The sequence below is a fragment of the Rothia sp. HMSC071F11 genome (assembly GCF_001809115.1).
Taxonomy (GTDB): Bacteria; Actinomycetota; Actinomycetes; order Actinomycetales; family Micrococcaceae; genus Rothia; species Rothia dentocariosa.
Genome location: NZ_KV795741.1, coordinates 53,852 through 71,158 on the forward strand (window position 1 = coordinate 53,852; position 17,307 = coordinate 71,158).

The 17,307-nt window shown below is 56.1% G+C and carries 8 protein-coding genes; 7 read left to right on the forward strand and 1 reads right to left on the reverse strand.

All coding sequences use genetic code 11. From position 1 onward, the window contains the following. The first annotated feature begins 219 nt into the window (after positions 1 to 219). The 3 genes from gcvP (at position 220) to HMPREF2554_RS03285 (ending at position 6,271) form a co-directional block, all read left to right on the forward strand. Positions 220 to 3,072: an aminomethyl-transferring glycine dehydrogenase gene (gcvP, locus tag HMPREF2554_RS03275; RefSeq protein ID WP_070554031.1), complete on the forward strand. Its 2,853-nt coding sequence runs from the start codon at positions 220 to 222 to the stop codon at positions 3,070 to 3,072. Between the two features lie 194 nt (positions 3,073 to 3,266). Continuing rightward, on the forward strand, positions 3,267 to 4,385 hold the full coding sequence (gene gcvT, locus HMPREF2554_RS03280; RefSeq protein WP_004005301.1) for a glycine cleavage system aminomethyltransferase GcvT: 1,119 nt from the start codon (positions 3,267 to 3,269) through the stop codon (positions 4,383 to 4,385). 389 nt (positions 4,386 to 4,774) lie between these two features. After that, complete coding sequence (locus HMPREF2554_RS03285; protein WP_070554033.1) at positions 4,775 to 6,271, forward strand: L-serine ammonia-lyase; 1,497 nt, start codon at positions 4,775 to 4,777, stop codon at positions 6,269 to 6,271. A gap of 85 nt (positions 6,272 to 6,356) precedes the next feature. On the opposite strand, the gene HMPREF2554_RS03290 is transcribed toward HMPREF2554_RS03285, so the two are convergent. After that, complete coding sequence (locus HMPREF2554_RS03290) at positions 6,357 to 7,370, reverse strand: aldo/keto reductase (RefSeq protein ID WP_070554035.1); 1,014 nt, start codon at positions 7,368 to 7,370, stop codon at positions 6,357 to 6,359. 79 nt (positions 7,371 to 7,449) lie between these two features. Here HMPREF2554_RS03290 and HMPREF2554_RS03295 point away from each other — a divergent pair, with 79 nt between their 5' ends. From HMPREF2554_RS03295 to HMPREF2554_RS03310, 4 genes are all read left to right on the forward strand, one after another. Next, positions 7,450 to 8,328 carry a LysR family transcriptional regulator gene (locus HMPREF2554_RS03295; protein WP_013397623.1) on the forward strand — a complete coding sequence of 293 codons (879 nt, stop codon included), beginning with the start codon at positions 7,450 to 7,452 and terminating at the stop codon, positions 8,326 to 8,328. Positions 8,329 to 8,384: 56 nt separating this feature from the next. Then, positions 8,385 to 8,912, forward strand: coding sequence for a DUF6985 domain-containing protein (locus HMPREF2554_RS03300; protein ID WP_013397622.1), 528 nt, complete (start codon positions 8,385 to 8,387; stop codon positions 8,910 to 8,912). 346 nt (positions 8,913 to 9,258) lie between these two features. Then, entirely contained in the window at positions 9,259 to 12,768 is a 3,510-nt protein-coding gene (rpoB, locus tag HMPREF2554_RS03305; RefSeq protein WP_070554037.1) for a DNA-directed RNA polymerase subunit beta, read from the forward strand. A gap of 100 nt (positions 12,769 to 12,868) precedes the next feature. After that, on the forward strand, positions 12,869 to 16,774 hold the full coding sequence (locus tag HMPREF2554_RS03310) for a DNA-directed RNA polymerase subunit beta' (protein WP_013397620.1): 3,906 nt from the start codon (positions 12,869 to 12,871) through the stop codon (positions 16,772 to 16,774). Positions 16,775 to 17,307 lie beyond the last annotated feature (533 nt).

Sequence of the window (17,307 nt, forward strand, 5' to 3'; positions counted from 1 at the left end):
GGGGGGGGGGATGACGCTCCTGGTATGTGGCGGTAAGAAATCATTCGCCGTGCCGTAACAGGTGATCGCATGTATGCCGATAAACCCTTATAACATGCGTGTCACAGGGCATATGTAGCTAGAAGTTTGAGCCCACAATATGGGAAAATTAGTACTGTATATACACAACAGCACTGTTGTGAACCGCTAACGGTTTGCGCCGATTAGGAGATAGATATTATGTCTTTCATTGACCGTCATCTCGGCCCCCGTTCCGCAGACGCTGAGCAGATGCTCAAAGCCCTGGGATACGATTCCCTGGGAGCTCTGATGGACGACGCTGTCCCGCCTCAGATTCGCCTTCACGGCGAGCTTGATCTTCCCGATCCGTTGACAGAGCAGGATGCACTCGCCAAGATCGCCGAGTATGCCGCCGAGAACAAAGTTTATACGCAGATGATTGGCGAAGGCTATTACGATGCCGTAACCCCCGCCGTTCTGCGCCGCAACATTCTTGAAAACCCCGGATTTTACACCTCGTATACCCCCTACCAGGCTGAAATTTCACAGGGTCGTCTGGAAGCTCTGCTGAATTTCCAGAACGTGGTTATGGAACTCACCGGCCTGGATATTGCGAATGCTTCCCTACTCGATGAGGCAAGCGCGGTTGCGGAGGCGGTTGTGATGATGCACCGCGCCAACCGTAAGGTTAAGAATGGTTTCTTCGCGATTGATTCTCGGTGCCTGCCGCAGGTTCTTGCTGTGGTACGCGGTCGTGCCGAACTTCTTGACATTCCGTTCGTGGTCACCGATTTCTCGGAGGGGCTGCCCGAGGGCGATCTGTACGGTGTGGTGCTTGCATACCCCGCATCCGACGGGGAAATTCGTGACATTGAACCGCTGGTGAAGGCGGCTAAGGAACGTAACGCCCTAGTGACCGTGGATGCCGATCTTCTGGCGCTCACCCTGCTGAAGTCTCCGGGGGAACTCGGTGCCGATATTGCCGTGGGCAATACCCAGCGTTTCGGTTTGCCCTTCTTCTTTGGTGGTCCGCATGCCGCCTACATGGCCGTGCATAAGGGTATGGAACGCACTATGCCGGGCCGTCTGGTCGGTGTGTCGCAGGATTCCGCCGGTAAGCCTTCGTACCGTTTGTCTCTGCAGACCCGCGAACAGCACATCCGTCGCGAGAAGGCTACCAGTAATATCTGTACCGCTCAGGCTTTGCTGGCGATTGTGGCTGGTGCTTACGCTGTGTATCACGGTCCCGAGGGGCTGCGCGCTATTGCCGAACGTCTGCATACTAACGCGGCTCGTGTAGCGACAGCCCTGGAAAGCGCCGGATACGGTATTGCCTATGAGCATTTCTTTGACACCGTGGTGATTGATGCACCGGCTCGCGCAGATGAGCTCGTTGCCAAGGCGCTTGAGGCTGGTATTAACATTCGCCGTATCAACGAGAACCGCGTGGGTATTTCGGTCGGTGAATCTCATGATGACCGGGTTTTGGAGCGTCTGGTAAAGGCATTTGGCGCAGAACTTCCCTCCGAGGCAGATGCCAAGTTCAGTATTCCAGCAAATCTGCTCCGTACCGATGAGTATATGCAGCATCCCGTCTTCCATAGGTACCGTTCCGAGACCGAGATGATGCGTTACCTGCGCCACCTCTCTGATAAGGATTTGGCTCTGGACCGCACGATGATTCCTCTGGGCTCGTGCACTATGAAACTCAACGCGGCTGCGGAAATGGAACCGATTTCCTGGCCCGAATTTGCGAATATTCACCCGCTTGCACCCGCCGATCAGGCTCAGGGCTGGCATAAGCTCATCAAGGAACTTTCCGACTGGCTGGTCGCTATCACCGGATACGATGTCGTGTCTTTGCAGCCGAACTCCGGTGCAACCGGTGAGTACGGTGGTCTGCGTGCTATTCGTGCCTACCACGAGGCTAACGGCGATCACGAGCGTGATACCGTGCTTATTCCGCTTTCGGCGCACGGCACGAATGCCGCGTCCGCAGCGCTTGCTGGGCTCAAGGTTGCGGGTGTGGCGACCGCATCCGACGGCTCGATTGATGTTGATGATCTGAAGGCGAAGATCGAGAAGTACGGCGATAAGATCGCTGGCATCATGATTACTTATCCCTCGACGCACGGCGTGTTTGAGCCTCAGGTATCTGAGGTTTGCGAGCTTGTGCATGCCGCGGGCGGTCAGGTTTACCTGGATGGTGCAAACCTGAACGCGCAGATGGGCTTCGCACAGCCGGGTAAGTTCGGCGGCGATATTTCCCATCTGAACCTGCACAAGACCTTCTCCATCCCACACGGCGGTGGCGGTCCCGGTGTTGGGCCTCTCGCTGCTCGTGAGCATCTGGCGAAGTACCTTCCCGGCGATGCCGCGACTGCGGATGCCGAAGGCAAGTTGCCTAGCGGCGCGGCACTTCCGATTGCGCAGGCGTTCTTTGGCTCTGCTGGTGTGCTTCCCATCAGCTGGATGTACATTGCTATGAGCGGTGCTGAGGGCTTGAAAAAGTCCTCGGAATACGCGGTGCTGAACGCAAACTACGTGGCGAAAAAGCTCAACGATAAGTTCCCTGTGCTCTACACCGGCAACGCAAACCTGGTGGGTCACGAGTGCATCCTAGATATTCGTGAGCTTACCGACCGCTCCCATGTGACCGCCGAAGACGTGTGTAAGCGTCTGATGGACTTCGGTTTCCATGCGCCTACTCTGGCATTCCCAGTTCCGGGAACTTTGATGATGGAGCCGACCGAATCGGAGTCGAAGGAAGAACTCGATCGCTTTATTGAGGCGATGGAGACTATCTACGGCGAAATTCTTGAGGTTGCCGAAGGCAAGGTCGCAGTGGAAGATTCTGTGCTGCGCAACGCTCCGCATACGGTGGATGTTGTTTCTGCCGACGAGTGGGACCGCCCGTATAGCCGTACCCAGGCTGCCTTCCCGGTTCCTTCGCTTCGCGCCAACAAGTACTTTACGCCTGTGGGTCGTATTGACGGTGCGGGCGGAGACCGTCACTTTGTCTGCGAATGCCCTCCGATGGAGGCATTCGATCTTGAAGCTCACGCCGAGTAGCTTCGACGATTCGATGAACTTCTGTGCGTCCCGCATTCTTCGCCTGTTTTTCAGGAAGCGGGGGAGCGGGGCGCCCGGAAGGCTTACCGTACACACATAAAATAGAATGAATGTTCTTAAAAACAAGAATAATCGTTCTGGTATAAACCGTTCTGGCACAAAGCAGTGTATATGACTATGTACTAAGGAGAAACATGTCACCCAAGAAGACCGCACTCTACCCCGTCCACGAAAAGCTAGGAGCCGCATTCACCGACTTTGGCGGCTGGGATATGCCGCTCAAATACGCCAACGATGTTGCCGAGCATCAGGCTGTGCGCACCCGCGCCGGTATTTTCGACCTCTCCCACATGGGTGAGTTCCGCATCACCGGGCCCGATGCCGCTGCATTCCTCGACTACGCTCTGGTCTCCAACATGTCCGTACTCAAGCCTGGTCGCGCCAAGTACTCGATTCTCGCCAACGACAAGGGCGGCGTGATTGACGACCTTATCACCTACCGCTTGGGCGACGAAGAATTCTTGGTTGTGCCCAATGCCGCCAATATTGATAACGATTTTGCGGCCATGAGCGAGCGTCTGGGTAATTTTGATGTGAAGTTCGTCAACGAATCTGACGACACCTCCCTGATTGCTGTGCAAGGACCGCGTGCCGAAGAAATTCTGCTTGCGGCTGGTGCCTCAGATGAGGATGCGGTACGCGAGCTCAAATACTACGCTTCCGTTCCGGTCACCATCGCCGGAGTAGATGTACTTCTGGCGCGTACCGGCTACACCGGCGAGGACGGTTTCGAGCTCTTTGTGCCGAACGCCAACGCTGTGAAACTGTGGGAGGCACTCGCCGCCGCAGGTGAGCCCTTCGGCTTGACCCCGGCAGGTTTGGCGGCACGCGATTCGCTGCGTCTGGAAGCTGGTATGCCGCTTTACGGTCATGAGCTGGGCCTGGACATTACCCCCTTCGAGTCCGGCTTGGGTCGCCTAGTTGAGATCGCTTTGGAGAAGAAGACTGTTGATTTCGTGGGCCGTACCGCCCTGACCGAACTGGCGAAGTCTCCGTCGGAGCGTATTCTGGTTGGGCTGAAAGCCCAGGCAAAGCGCCCGGCACGTGCGGGTTCGTTCCTCGTCGATGCCGAGGGTAATCAAATCGGTGAGGTAACCTCCGGTATTCCTTCCCCGACCCTGGGTTACCCGATAGCAATGGCACTGGTGAAGCGCGAATTCTCCGAGGTCGGTTCCGAGGTGGATGTGGATATTCGCGGTAAGCGTGCAACTTTTGACGTGGTCTCGCTTCCGTTCTACAAGCGCGAGAAGTAAATACTGCTTCATCTCAGGTAACCCGAGCAAGAGGCATAGGGCGGGTGAATGTGCTGAAGTATATTTACCCGCCCTTCAGCATGCCTGTGTCGGTATATCGACTCGAAGTTTATCGCACAGGCAAGCCCGGGCGCGCACGCAAACATAATGTCGCCTTAGTTTATCCATGACTTGAAGTAAGCTAGGATGAACTCAGCAGGTTGCAAGATGCTCGGTGAGCATAAACCTCAGGGAAAACCAGCAGACAATGAAGGCTGCATACCGTCTTCGGGCGGTTACATCGGGAGAACCTACAGGTGTACTTCCAGAAGCTAATCCCAACAAACGGACGAACCGCCGCATATAAAACCTGGCGGGCAAGCGCATACTCACACAGATGAAGGAATAATGTGGCACTAGATACTGGCGTTCCAAGTAGTGTGCAAAAACAAGCCGAAGCGCTCGAATACGATATCAGCGTGTTCGAGCTCTTTAGCATCGGCATAGGTCCTTCCAGCTCCCACACCGTAGGGCCGATGCGCGCCTCCAACCGTTTTATCGCCGAACTTATTGACACCAACCTGCTCTCACGCATCACGAAAGTGCATATTGACCTGTATGGATCACTCGCCGCAACCGGGGCAGGGCACGGCACCATGAGCGCGGCGCTCAAAGGGTTGTGCGGGCATGTGCCCGAAACTATCTGCCTCACCGAGGCAGACGCCATGATCGAGCGTAATAGCGTGGACGGCACTCTGCCGCTCGCCGGGTATCCTTCCAGTATGTACGGTGCGACGGCTCCCTGCGGCGAGGAGGGCAAAGTTTACGGACCGGTTCTGAACTACCGAGAACTCGATATAACCCTGCGTCCCCTAACAGTGCTTCCGCGCCACACAAACGGTATTAAGATCGCTGCATTCGAGGGCGAGAAGATGCTTTTGGAGCGCACCTATTTTTCCATCGGTGGTGGATTTATTGTCGAAGGTGACGAGCCCGCAACCGGGGGAGCATCCCTAGAACGCCCACCCTACCCGTTCGGTTCCGGCGCCGAGCTCTTAGACATGGCGAACGAGGCCGGGATGAGTATTGCCCAACTCAAAATGACGAACGAATGTTCGCTTCGCAGCGAGGCTGAGGTACGCCAAGGAATTCTGCACATCTACAAGGTTATGAAGGAATGCATCGGGTCTTCACTATCGCGTGTTGGTTACCTGCCTGGGCCCCTCAAAGTACGTTGCCGCGCCGGGGCATGGCACCGCGACCTAATGACCGAAGACCCCAATAAATCACCCGAATACGCCATCGACTGGGTGAACCTAATCGCGCTCGCCGTGAACGAAGAGAATGCGTTTGGCGGCCGCGTGGTGACGGCGCCGACGAATGGTGCATCCGGCATTATTCCGGCGGTTTTGCACTATGCGATGAACTATACGCCCGGAATACGGCATTGCGGTCGGGGCAAGCGTGAGGATGCGGTGATCGACTTTTTCTTGGCCGCCGCCGCAATCGGGGTGCTGTATAAGAAGCGTGCCTCGATTTCCGGTGCCGAGGTGGGATGCCAGGGAGAGGTCGGCAGCGCCAGCTCGATGGCCGCCGCCGGTCTTGCTCAGGTTTTGGGCGGTACGAACGAGCAGATTGAAAACGCCGCAGAGATTGCGATGGAGCATAACCTGGGGCTGACCTGTGACCCTGTGGGCGGGCTGGTGCAGATTCCGTGCATTGAACGCAACGCGATGGCCGCATCGAACGCGGTCACGGCGGCACGCATGGCACTGCGCGGTGACGGTGCGCATCGTGTTTCCCTAGACCAAGTGATCGAAACGATGCGCCAAACCGGCATGGATATGTCACACCGTTACAAGGAAACCTCAATGGGCGGCCTGGCGGTTAACGTGGTGGAATGTTAGCTCCAAAACGGTAGGGGAGCGCTCGCCCGGAATCCGCAGGGGCATTCAGGGCGAGCGTTTTCTTGATCTTTTATTGTGCAGTCGGCTAGAACACCGGTCGAGTGGTTACCGGTACGGCGAAAGACTGGCGATCTCCCACCCAACCGTTTGTTGGTACCATGCTCTCCAGGGCGGCTAAATCTTCTGCCTCTAGGTGGTAGCGCATAGCCGCGGCATTTTCCTGTGCCCTCTGCGCATTGCGTGTTCCGGGGATAGGAACAACATCGTCGCCCTGCGCAAGAAGCCACGCCAGAGCCAGCTGGGCCACGGTCATGGAGCGGGACCGCGCAAACGAGGCGAGGGCATCAACTTGGCGCATATTAGCAGTGAGACTGGAACCGTTAAACCGCGGGTCATTCGCCCGGAAGGGGCTGTCGGCAACACTGGTGGTGTTGAGACTTCCGCCAAGCAACCCACGGCCCAGAGGGCTATAGGGGACTAGGCCCACACCCAACTGGCGTGCCGCCGGCACAATATTTACCTCAGGTTCACGCCACATGAGCGACCATTCGAATTGCACGGCGGCAATCGGATGAATAGCGTGGGCACGGTGCAACTGGTCAGCTGTCACCTCAGACACTCCAAGATGGCGTACTTTCCCCTGGGACACCAGCTCGCTCATTGCACCAATTGACTCTTCGATTGGCACCTGCGGGTCTACACGGTGCAGGTAGTACAGGTCAATCGTTTCAGTTCCGAGACGACGCAGCGACTCGTCACAGTAACCTGCAATGTGATCCGGGTGGGCATCCAGGCGGACACCGTGATCGCCCCGCGCAATGCCGAATTTAGTTGCGATCTGCAGATTGTCGCGGGGCACGCCACTGGACGCTATGGCGCGACCTACCAACGCCTCGTTATGGCCCTGGCCATAGCTTATTGCGGTATCAAGCAGCGTAACCCCAGCATCAAGAGCAGCATGAATGGCCGCGATGGACTCGGTATCATCAGCAGACCCGTACCCCTGGGACAGACCCATGCAGCCAAAGCCTAAGGCTGAGGTCGTCAGAGCTCCGAGGTTCCGGGTGGCTGGACTATCTGTATGTTGATGTAATGTCATATGAAAAATTTTTCCACCCACACTCTTATATGTCTAAGACAATGTTTTTATAGAATCCATAACGTTTTATTATGGATAGATGGAACTACGCTACCTGGAATCCTTTGAGGCAGTCGTGCGGTGCGGCGGGTTCACCAAAGCTGCTGCTGACCTGCATCTGGCACAGCCTGCTATTTCCGCACACGTCAAAAGGCTGGAGAAGGAGCTAGGGGTCACGTTGTTGAACCGCTCCCGAACTGTGACCCTCAGCGCTGCCGGGGAACAATTTTTACCCTATGCTCGGCTGGCGTTGGCGAATCTTGACGAAGGCAAGCGGCTGATGCAGTCTTTCCACTCGGTTTCAGCGGGTCATGTGCGTGTAGCAGTCACGCCACTCACCGGTAATTTTGATGTTGCTGGTCTGCTGAGTCGATTTCGTGCACGTTACCCACAGGTGACAATTTCATTGTCTACCGGGCTTATTGCAGAACTGCTGGGTAAGTTAGAAGCGGGTCAGGTTGATGTGGTGATCGGGCCGGCAGGTGCTGCCGATAAACGTCAGGGATGGCAGCGAACCGAAATTACGAGTGAACGGTTGGTACTTATCACGCCGCTTGCTGGCAGGGGTCATGTAAGTACGCTGGCTGATGTGGCGCATGAGCCATTTGTCTGCTTACCCTCAGATAGCGGTCTGCGCCACCTGCTGAACGAGGCATTCGGCGTAATCGGAGTCGAACCGCGAGTGGATTTTGAGACACACAGTCCGGCCAGTATCCGCGAGATGGTTGCGGCAAACCTGGGATGTGCCATAATCGCGCAGTCTATCGTTGAGAAACAGGGAGCAGCAGTGCGGGTGCATCATATTCCAGGTCTTCCCCCGCACCCACCGATAAGTGTTATGTCGGAAGAAGAGCCCGCTCCGCCTACCGCGCGGTTTCTTGAAGAATTGGAGGCAACAATTCGAGAACATACTCGTTAAAAAGACCTGATGGGGCGCGGTGATGAAATAATGAGAGTTTACATAGGAGGAAAGCGATGGCGATGAAACCTAATAACACCCACGACCCCAATATCATAAATTTCAATTACGATGCTGACGAAGAGTTCTATGTGAGTGACCCGGTGGACGTGCCTGCGCTCAAGAAGGCATCGGTAACGTTTAGTTTCGATACGAAGACTCTTGACTCTGCCGGGTGGCAGCGTATTCGTGCCGCGATTGACAACCTCCGCTCACCCGATACCGATATTTTTGCCCAGGCAACCCCTTATGTGTACCAGTTCTACCGTATGTATTTTGATATGGCGGATGAGTATGGCTGGGAACAATACTTGCCGGATATTCCCGAATCTCAGGTGTGGACTCTTGTGGATCCTATCTGGGATCGGTGCACGGTTGCCTGGGACAATAACAACGTGCTGATTGTGGTGGAAGCCGAGACTGAGTGGGATGTTGAGCACGGTATGATGATGGTGCTCCAGGACGGCACGAAACTGGTGAAAGTGGGTATGGTGGTTGAGTCTTACACCAACCCTGACGGCAGTATTTTCTTGCGCGAAGAATAGGTTTAGCAGGGGAGCGTAAGAGGGTGTTCATGCGCGATCTCAAAAGCCTAGGAGATATACTGCGGAAACTTCCGGAAGGGCTATAAAAAGCTCACTTGAATCCGGCGCTTGCATCTGCTGTACGGGTGTGGTAGACAAACGCGCGAGCATAGTGTATTGTTAATATTTACGCTTTCCCTGACCTTTGTGCCTTCATATAGCGGTGGGCACGGGCTGAAGGTGACGTTAAACCGTTCGACATCTACTAGCTTTGCACACCGTTTTCGGGGTCTTCATCATGATGTCTTACGGCTCTGTCGCCGGGAGGCAGATTGCTAACAGACATGTCTGTGGAAGGATCCCCATTTTGGTCGCTTCGAGCACCTTTAACCATGACGCCGCTAACGGTGCGGAAAATAATTCCGACCGTCGTATCTCATTCGCAAAAATTAGTGAACCGCTCAAGGTTCCCAACCTGCTGGCTATCCAGACCGACAGCTTCGACCGCCTCGTGGGTAACGAGCGCTGGGCAAAGCGTCTGGAAAACGCCCAAGCAACAGGTGACACCTCTGTACCTGAGAAATCCGGTCTTGCTGAGATCTTCGAGGAGATTTCCCCGATTCGTGATTTCCAGGAAACCATGCAGCTGTCCTTCTCGGATCCGGAATTCTCCGATCCCAAGTACACCATGGAAGAGTGCAAGGACCGTGACGCAACCTATGCGGCACCCCTGTACGTTAAAGCTGAATTCATGAACCTGACCACCGGTGAGGTTAAGCAGCAGACCCTGTTCATGGGCGACTTCCCGCTCATGACCGAATCCGGTACCTTCGTGATCAACGGTACCGAGCGTGTGGTCGTTTCCCAGTTGGTGCGTTCACCCGGTGCATATTTCGAGAAGGCACCCGATCGCACCTCCGATAAGGACATCTACTCAGCACGCGTTATTCCTTCGCGCGGTGCATGGTTTGAGCTTGAAATAGACAAGCGCGATCAGGTGGGTGTGCGCCTGGACCGCAAGCGTAAGCAGTCTGTGACCGTGCTGTTGAAGGCTCTGGGATGGACCGAGGCAAAGATCCTTGCCGAGTTCGGGAACTATGATTCTATTCGTGCAACCCTCGAGAAGGACTCCGTCTCAACCCGCGACGAGGCTCTGCTCGATATTTACCGTAAGCTCCGCCCGGGCGAGCCCCCGACGGTAGAGGCCGCACAGGCGTTGCTCGACAACATGTACTTCACCCCGCGCCGCTATGATCTGGCGAAGGTTGGCCGTTACAAGGTGAACCGTAAGCTCGGTGTAGATGTTCCTCTTGATTCCCCCGAGGCATCGGTGCTCAGCCAGGACGACATCGCTCAGATGATTCACTACCTGTGCGCCCTGCACGCTCAGGAGAGCAGCATCCCCGGTAAACGTGACGGCAAGGAAATTTCCGTTAAGATCGATATCGACGATATTGACCACTTCGGTAACCGCCGCATCCGCACCGTGGGCGAGTTGATTGAAAACCAGATTCGCACCGGTCTTTCCCGCATGGAGCGTGTGGTGCGTGAGCGCATGACGACTCAGGACGTTGATTCCATCACCCCGCAGTCCTTGGTGAACATCCGTCCCGTGGTTGCAGCGATTAAAGAGTTCTTCGGTACTTCGCAGCTTTCGCAGTTCATGGATCAGAACAACCCGCTGGCTGGGCTAACCCACAAGCGTCGTCTTTCGGCGCTGGGCCCCGGCGGTCTTTCCCGCGACCGCGCGGGCATGGAAGTGCGCGACGTGCACCCCTCGCACTACGGCCGTATGTGCCCCATCGAGACCCCTGAAGGCCCGAACATTGGTCTGATCGGTTCGTTGGCAACCTACGGGCGTATCAACTCTTACGGCTTTATCGAGACCCCCTACCGCGTGGTTGAAGATGGTAAGGTCACCGACAAGGTGCGTTACCTGACTGCCGACGACGAGAAGAGCGTTATTATTGCGCAGGCAAACGCCCCGCTGACTAGCGAGCGTACCTTCGCTGAGGACGAGGTTCTCTGCCGTGCAGGCGATGGTTCTGGCGAGGCCGTGCTGGTTGCCCCCGGCGCTGTGCAGTACATGGACGTTTCCCCGCGTCAGATGGTGTCTGTGGCAACCGCTCTAATTCCCTACCTTGAGCACGACGACGCAAACCGTGCGCTAATGGGCGCTAACATGCAGCGCCAGGCTGTGCCGCTGTTGGAGTCCGAGGCTCCCGTCGTTGGTACCGGTATGGAGAAGTACGCTGCGCTTGACTCCGGCGATTCCGTGCTGGCGAAGAAAGCTGGCGTGGTATCCGAGGTCTCGGCCGATCTGGTGTTGGTCCGCAACGATGACGGCACCACCAGCTCGTACCCGATCATGAAGTTCTCCCGCTCGAACCCGGGCAACTGCTACAACCAGCGTGTTGTGGTGAAGGCCGGTCAGCGTGTGGAAGAGCGTGACGTTATCGCGGACGGCCCTTCGACCGACGGCGGTGAGCTCGCTCTGGGTAAGAACCTGCTCGTGGCATACATGCCCTGGGAAGGTCTGAACTATGAGGATGCTATTATCCTCTCCCAGCGCATGGTTTCCGAAGATGTGCTGACCTCGATTCACATCGAAGAGCATGAAATCGACGCTCGTGACACCAAGCTGGGTCCCGAAGAAATTACCCGCGATATTCCCAACGTTTCTGAGGAAGTTCTCTCTGCACTGGATGACCGCGGTATTATCCACATTGGTGCCGAGGTTGAGGCTGGCGACATCCTGGTCGGTAAGGTAACCCCCAAGGGCGAGACCGAGCTGACCCCCGAAGAGCGCCTGCTGCGCGCAATCTTCGGCGAGAAGTCCCGCGAAGTTCGTGACACTTCTCTGAAGGTTCCCCACGGTGAATCCGGTACCGTGATCGGCGTTCGCATCTTCGACCGCGAAAGCGACGATGAAGACGATCTGCCCCCGGGTGTTAACAAGCTTGTGCGCGTGTACGTTGCGCAGAAGCGTAAGATTACCGACGGCGACAAGCTCGCAGGTCGCCACGGTAACAAGGGCGTTATTTCCAAGATCTTGCCGGTCGAAGACATGCCCTTCTTGGAAGACGGTACTCCCGTTGATGTCATTCTGAACCCGTTGGGCGTGCCCGGTCGTATGAACATCGGCCAGGTGCTTGAGGTTCACACCGGCTGGCTCGCTAAGCAGGGTTGGAAGATTGAGGGCGACCCGGCGTGGCTGAAGAATATGCCGAACTTCCCGAAGGAATCCGGACCCACCCGCCTGGCGACCCCCGTGTTCGACGGCGCTCATGAGGATGAGCTCTTCGACTTGATGGATCACGCGAACCCGAACCGTGACGGCGATCGTCTGATTACTCGCTCCGGTAAGGCACGTCTGATTGACGGTCGTTCGGGTGAGCCGTTCCCTGACCCGATTTCGGTGGGTTACCAGTACATCCTGAAGCTGCACCACCTGGTGGACGACAAGATTCACGCTCGTTCCACCGGTCCTTACTCGATGATTACCCAGCAGCCGTTGGGCGGTAAGGCACAATTCGGTGGTCAGCGCTTCGGCGAGATGGAAGTGTGGGCGCTGGAAGCATACGGCGCCGCCTACACCCTGCAGGAAATCTTGACCGTCAAGTCTGACGATGTGGCCGGTCGTGTGAAGGTTTACGAGGCGATCGTCAAGGGTGAGAATATCCCCGAGCCGGGCATCCCTGAATCCTTCAAGGTTCTTATTAAAGAAATGCAGTCACTGTGCCTGAACGTCGAGGTACTTTCTACCGACGGGAAGACCATTGAAATGAGCGACTCGGAGGAAGAAGGCTTCCGGGCAGCAGAAGATATGGGCGTGAGCCTAACCCATGAGGAGCCCAGCTCCGTGGACGAGCTCTAATCACAGCCCCTCCTTCGCGGGCAGGGCGTAGTCACGCACGATTTTCGCCCCGCCCATCAACCCCAAGTCTTCGAAACTACAGAAAGAGATTAGGACCGATATGTCCAACGAATCTTCGCTTGGTTTGATGCGAATTGGTCTTGCCACCGCCGACGATATCCGTCGTTGGTCTTACGGCGAGGTCAAGAAACCCGAGACCATCAACTACCGTACCCTGAAGCCGGAGAAGGAAGGCCTCTTCGACGAGCGCATCTTTGGTCCCACCAAGGATTGGGAGTGCTACTGCGGTAAATACAAGCGCGTGCGCTTCAAGGGTATTGTGTGTGAGCGCTGCGGCGTTGAAGTGACCCGCTCTAAAGTGCGCCGTGAGCGCATGGGCCACATTGAACTGGCTGCACCCGTTACCCACATCTGGTACTTCAAGGGCGTTCCTTCACGCCTAGGCTATCTGCTTGATTTGGCGCCGAAAGACCTGGAAAAGGTCATCTACTTCGCCGCCTACATGATCACGAGCGTGGACGAGGAGGCTCGTCACGAGGATCTGCCGAACCTGCAGGCGGCACACGACCGTGAAAAGCGTGAGCTGGAGTCTCAGCGTGACGCCGATATTGCCGCTATTTCCCGCGAAGTTGAGCAGGAATTGGCTCGTATTGAGGCCGAGGGCGGCAAGAAGACAGCCGAAAAGCGTAAGCTGCGCGATAATGCCGAGCGTCAGATGGCGTCTGTTCGCAAGCGCGCTGACCGTGAAATTGAGCACCTGGAGAAGGTCTGGGATCGTTTCAAGAACCTGAAGGTTGCTGACCTTGAGGGTGATGAGGCGCTCTACCGCTCCATGATCGATAAGTACGGTCTGTACTTTGAGGGTGCAATGGGTGCTGAGGCTATCAAGAAGCGCCTGGAAACCTTTGATCTAGAGGCCGAAGCTGAGGCCCTGAAAGAGGTCATTCAGACCGGTAAGGGTCAGAAGAAGACCCGCGCGCTCAAGCGTCTGAAGGTTGTAAACGCCTTCCTGACCACCAATAACTCCCCGCTGGGTATGGTGCTGGATGTTGTTCCGGTTATTCCGCCGGAGCTGCGCCCGATGGTTCAGCTCGATGGCGGTCGCTTTGCGACTTCCGACTTGAACGACCTGTACCGTCGTGTGATCAACCGTAACAACCGCCTCAAGCGTCTGCTGGAGCTTGGCGCTCCCGAGATCATTGTGAATAACGAAAAGCGTATGCTGCAGGAAGCTGTGGATTCGCTCTTCGATAACGGTCGTCGTGGTCGCCCCGTGACCGGTCCCGGTAACCGCCCGCTGAAGTCGCTCTCCGATATGCTCAAGGGTAAGCAGGGGCGTTTCCGCCAGAACCTGCTCGGTAAGCGCGTGGACTACTCCGGCCGTTCCGTGATCGTGGTTGGTCCGCAGCTGGAAATGCATCAGTGCGGTCTGCCGAAGCAGATGGCGTTGGAGCTCTTCAAGCCCTTCGTCATGAAGCGCTTGGTGGAGCTTTCGCACGCGCAGAACATTAAGAGCGCTAAGCGTATGGTTGAGCGTTTCCGCCCGCAGGTGTGGGATGTTCTCGAAGAGATCATTACCGAGCATCCTGTGTTGCTGAACCGTGCACCTACCCTGCACCGTCTGGGTATTCAGGCGTTCGAGCCGAAGCTGGTTGAGGGTAAGGCTATTCAGCTGCATCCGCTCGTGTGTTCTGCGTTCAACGCTGACTTCGATGGCGACCAGATGGCGGTTCACCTGCCGCTCTCGCCCGAGGCTCAGGCTGAGGCACGCATTTTGATGCTCTCCTCGAACAACATCTTGAAGCCTTCGGACGGTCGTCCGGTAGCTGTTCCTTCGCAGGATATGATCATTGGCTTGTACCACTTGACCACCACACGCGAAGGTGAGAAGAACGAGGGCCACGCATTCTCATCGATCGCTGAAGCTCTGATGGCGATGGATCGTCACGATATTGAGCTGTACACCAAAATTAAGGTGCGTCTCTCTGGCGACGAGTTTGTAGCGCCCGAGGGTTGGGAAGCCCCTGAGGGTTACACGCCTGGCGATCCGATTCTGCTGGAGTGCACCGTCGGTCAGATTCTGTTCAACCAGACTTTGCCGAAGGATTACCCGTGGTTCTCTGGCATTGCAGATAAGAAGGGACTGGGCAAGCTCATTAACGACCTTGCTGAGAAGTACCCGATGGATATCGTGGCGCGTACCCTGGATAACCTCAAGAACGCTGGCTTCTACTGGGCATCGCGTTCGGGCGTGACCGTCGCCGTTTCTGATATCGCGACCCCGGCGACTAAGCCCGCGATTATGGAACGCTATGAGAAGCAGGCCTCCGCGATTGAGGATGAGTTTGACGTCGGTATGATTGGCGACGACGAGCGCCGTGAAGAGCTCATTAAGATTTGGACCGAGGCTACCGATACGGTCGCTGAGGCTATGCGTGAGAATCTGAGCGACAACGGTGGTCTGAATACCATCTACCGCATGGTGACCTCTGGCGCACGTGGTAACTGGATGCAGGTTCGTCAGATTGCGGGTATCCGCGGTCTGGTGTCTAACCCGAAGGGCGAGATTATGCCCCGCCCGATTAAGTCCTCCTACCGTGAAGGGCTGTCGGTGTTGGAGTACTTCATCGCAACTCACGGTGCTCGTAAGGGTCTTGCCGATACCGCGCTGCGTACCGCTAACTCGGGTTACCTGACCCGCCGTCTGGTGGACGTTTCGCAGGATGTGATCGTGCGTGAACACGACTGCGGTACTCGCCGTGGTCTGGTGCTTCCGCTGATCGATGCTGACGGCAACCTCCACCCGGATGTTGAGACTTCTATCCACGGTCGTACCTTGGCAATTGACGTCAAGGACTCTGACGGTAACGTCATCGCATCCGCTGGTGAGGATGTTTCGGATGTGCTGATCGAGAAGCTGTTCAAGGCTGGCGTGAAGGAACTGCGTGTTCGTTCTGTGCTGACTTGCGAGTCCAGCATCGGCGTATGCGCCCTGTGCTACGGACGCTCGATGGCATCGAACGTTCTGGTTGATATTGGCGAGGCTGTGGGTATTATCGCGGCTCAGTCCATTGGTGAGCCCGGTACTCAGCTGACTATGCGTACCTTCCACACCGGTGGTGTTGCATCGGCTGACGATATTACCCAGGGTCTGCCCCGTATTCAGGAGCTCTTCGAGGCTCGCACCCCTAAGGGCGTGGCACCGATTTCTGAGGTTTCCGGCCGTGTGACCATTGAGGACACCGAAAAGTCGTACAAGATCGTCGTCACTCCGGATGATGGTTCTGAACCGCAGTCTTACACGGTTCTTCGCCGTGCGGCTTCGAAGCTGCAGACTGGCGACCACGTTCAGGTGGGCGATCAGCTGGCTGCTGGTGCGGTTGATCCGAAGGAGGTTCTGCGTATTCGCGGTCCTCGTGAGGCGCAGAAGCACCTGGTGAGCGAGGTTCAGGGCGTGTACAAGTCTCAGGGTGTAGAGATCCACGATAAGCACGTTGAGGTTATTGTGCGTCAGATGCTCCGCCGTGTGACCGTCATTGAGTCTGGCGATACCGAGCTGCTGCCCGGTGAACTTGTGGACAACATTGTGTTCCAGAAGGCTAACCGCAAGGCGCTCGTCGAGGGCAAGAAGCCTGCCGCTGGCCGTCCCGAGATGATGGGTATCACTAAGGCATCGCTGGCCACCGAGTCCTGGCTGTCTGCCGCATCCTTCCAGGAGACCACTCGCGTTCTCACCCAGGCTGCGATGGAGGCTAAGACCGATCCGCTGCTTGGCCTGAAGGAGAACGTCATCATCGGTAAGCTGGTTCCCGCCGGTACCGGTTTGGCTCGCTACAACGATATTGAGGTTGAGCCCAGCCAGAAGGCGCGTGAGGAGCAGATGCAGGCGTTTGATGGCTTCGGCTACCAGAGCGCGTTCACCCAGCTAGGTGAAGACCCGTACCCCTACGCCAACAGTGGCTATATGGCCGTTCCTTTGGACGAGTACGGCCGCGGTCTTGAGTAAGGATCGCATGATGGGCTCGTAAACTCGATCGTGAATCGGGCCTAGTGTCCTAGATGATGGAGGCGGTTTCGGGAACTTCCCGAGACCGCCTCCTGACGTTAGCTAGGGGAGAGGACTACTCTATTTCAGTATCAAGTGATGAATACCATAGTGTATTTACCGTGATGGATGGTGTTCTCTCCGAGTTCAGCTAGATTAACAGGATTTTAACCTGTATAGTCTTTATCCGAAGTACCTAGCCTCGGCGTGGAATTCACCACCGTGATTCCTTGTGATAATTAATCGTGAGGTCTTGGGTCAACGAATCAATGGCAGTATGGATACCGTCCTTTGGTGTTGCCTGTGTGCTGACACCTAAATGCCATTTTTAAGTGTGCCCAAAAACTTTTTCATCAGAAATAAGTTTAAACTCGCTGAGAGCAAGAACCCGTGTGCCTAGATGGGCTGCGGGCTTCTGTAACCGAGAGCATTTCGTGGCAACACAAAATGCCAGTAAGTTCCCAAGGACTTGAAGACAGATAAGTCCACATAGT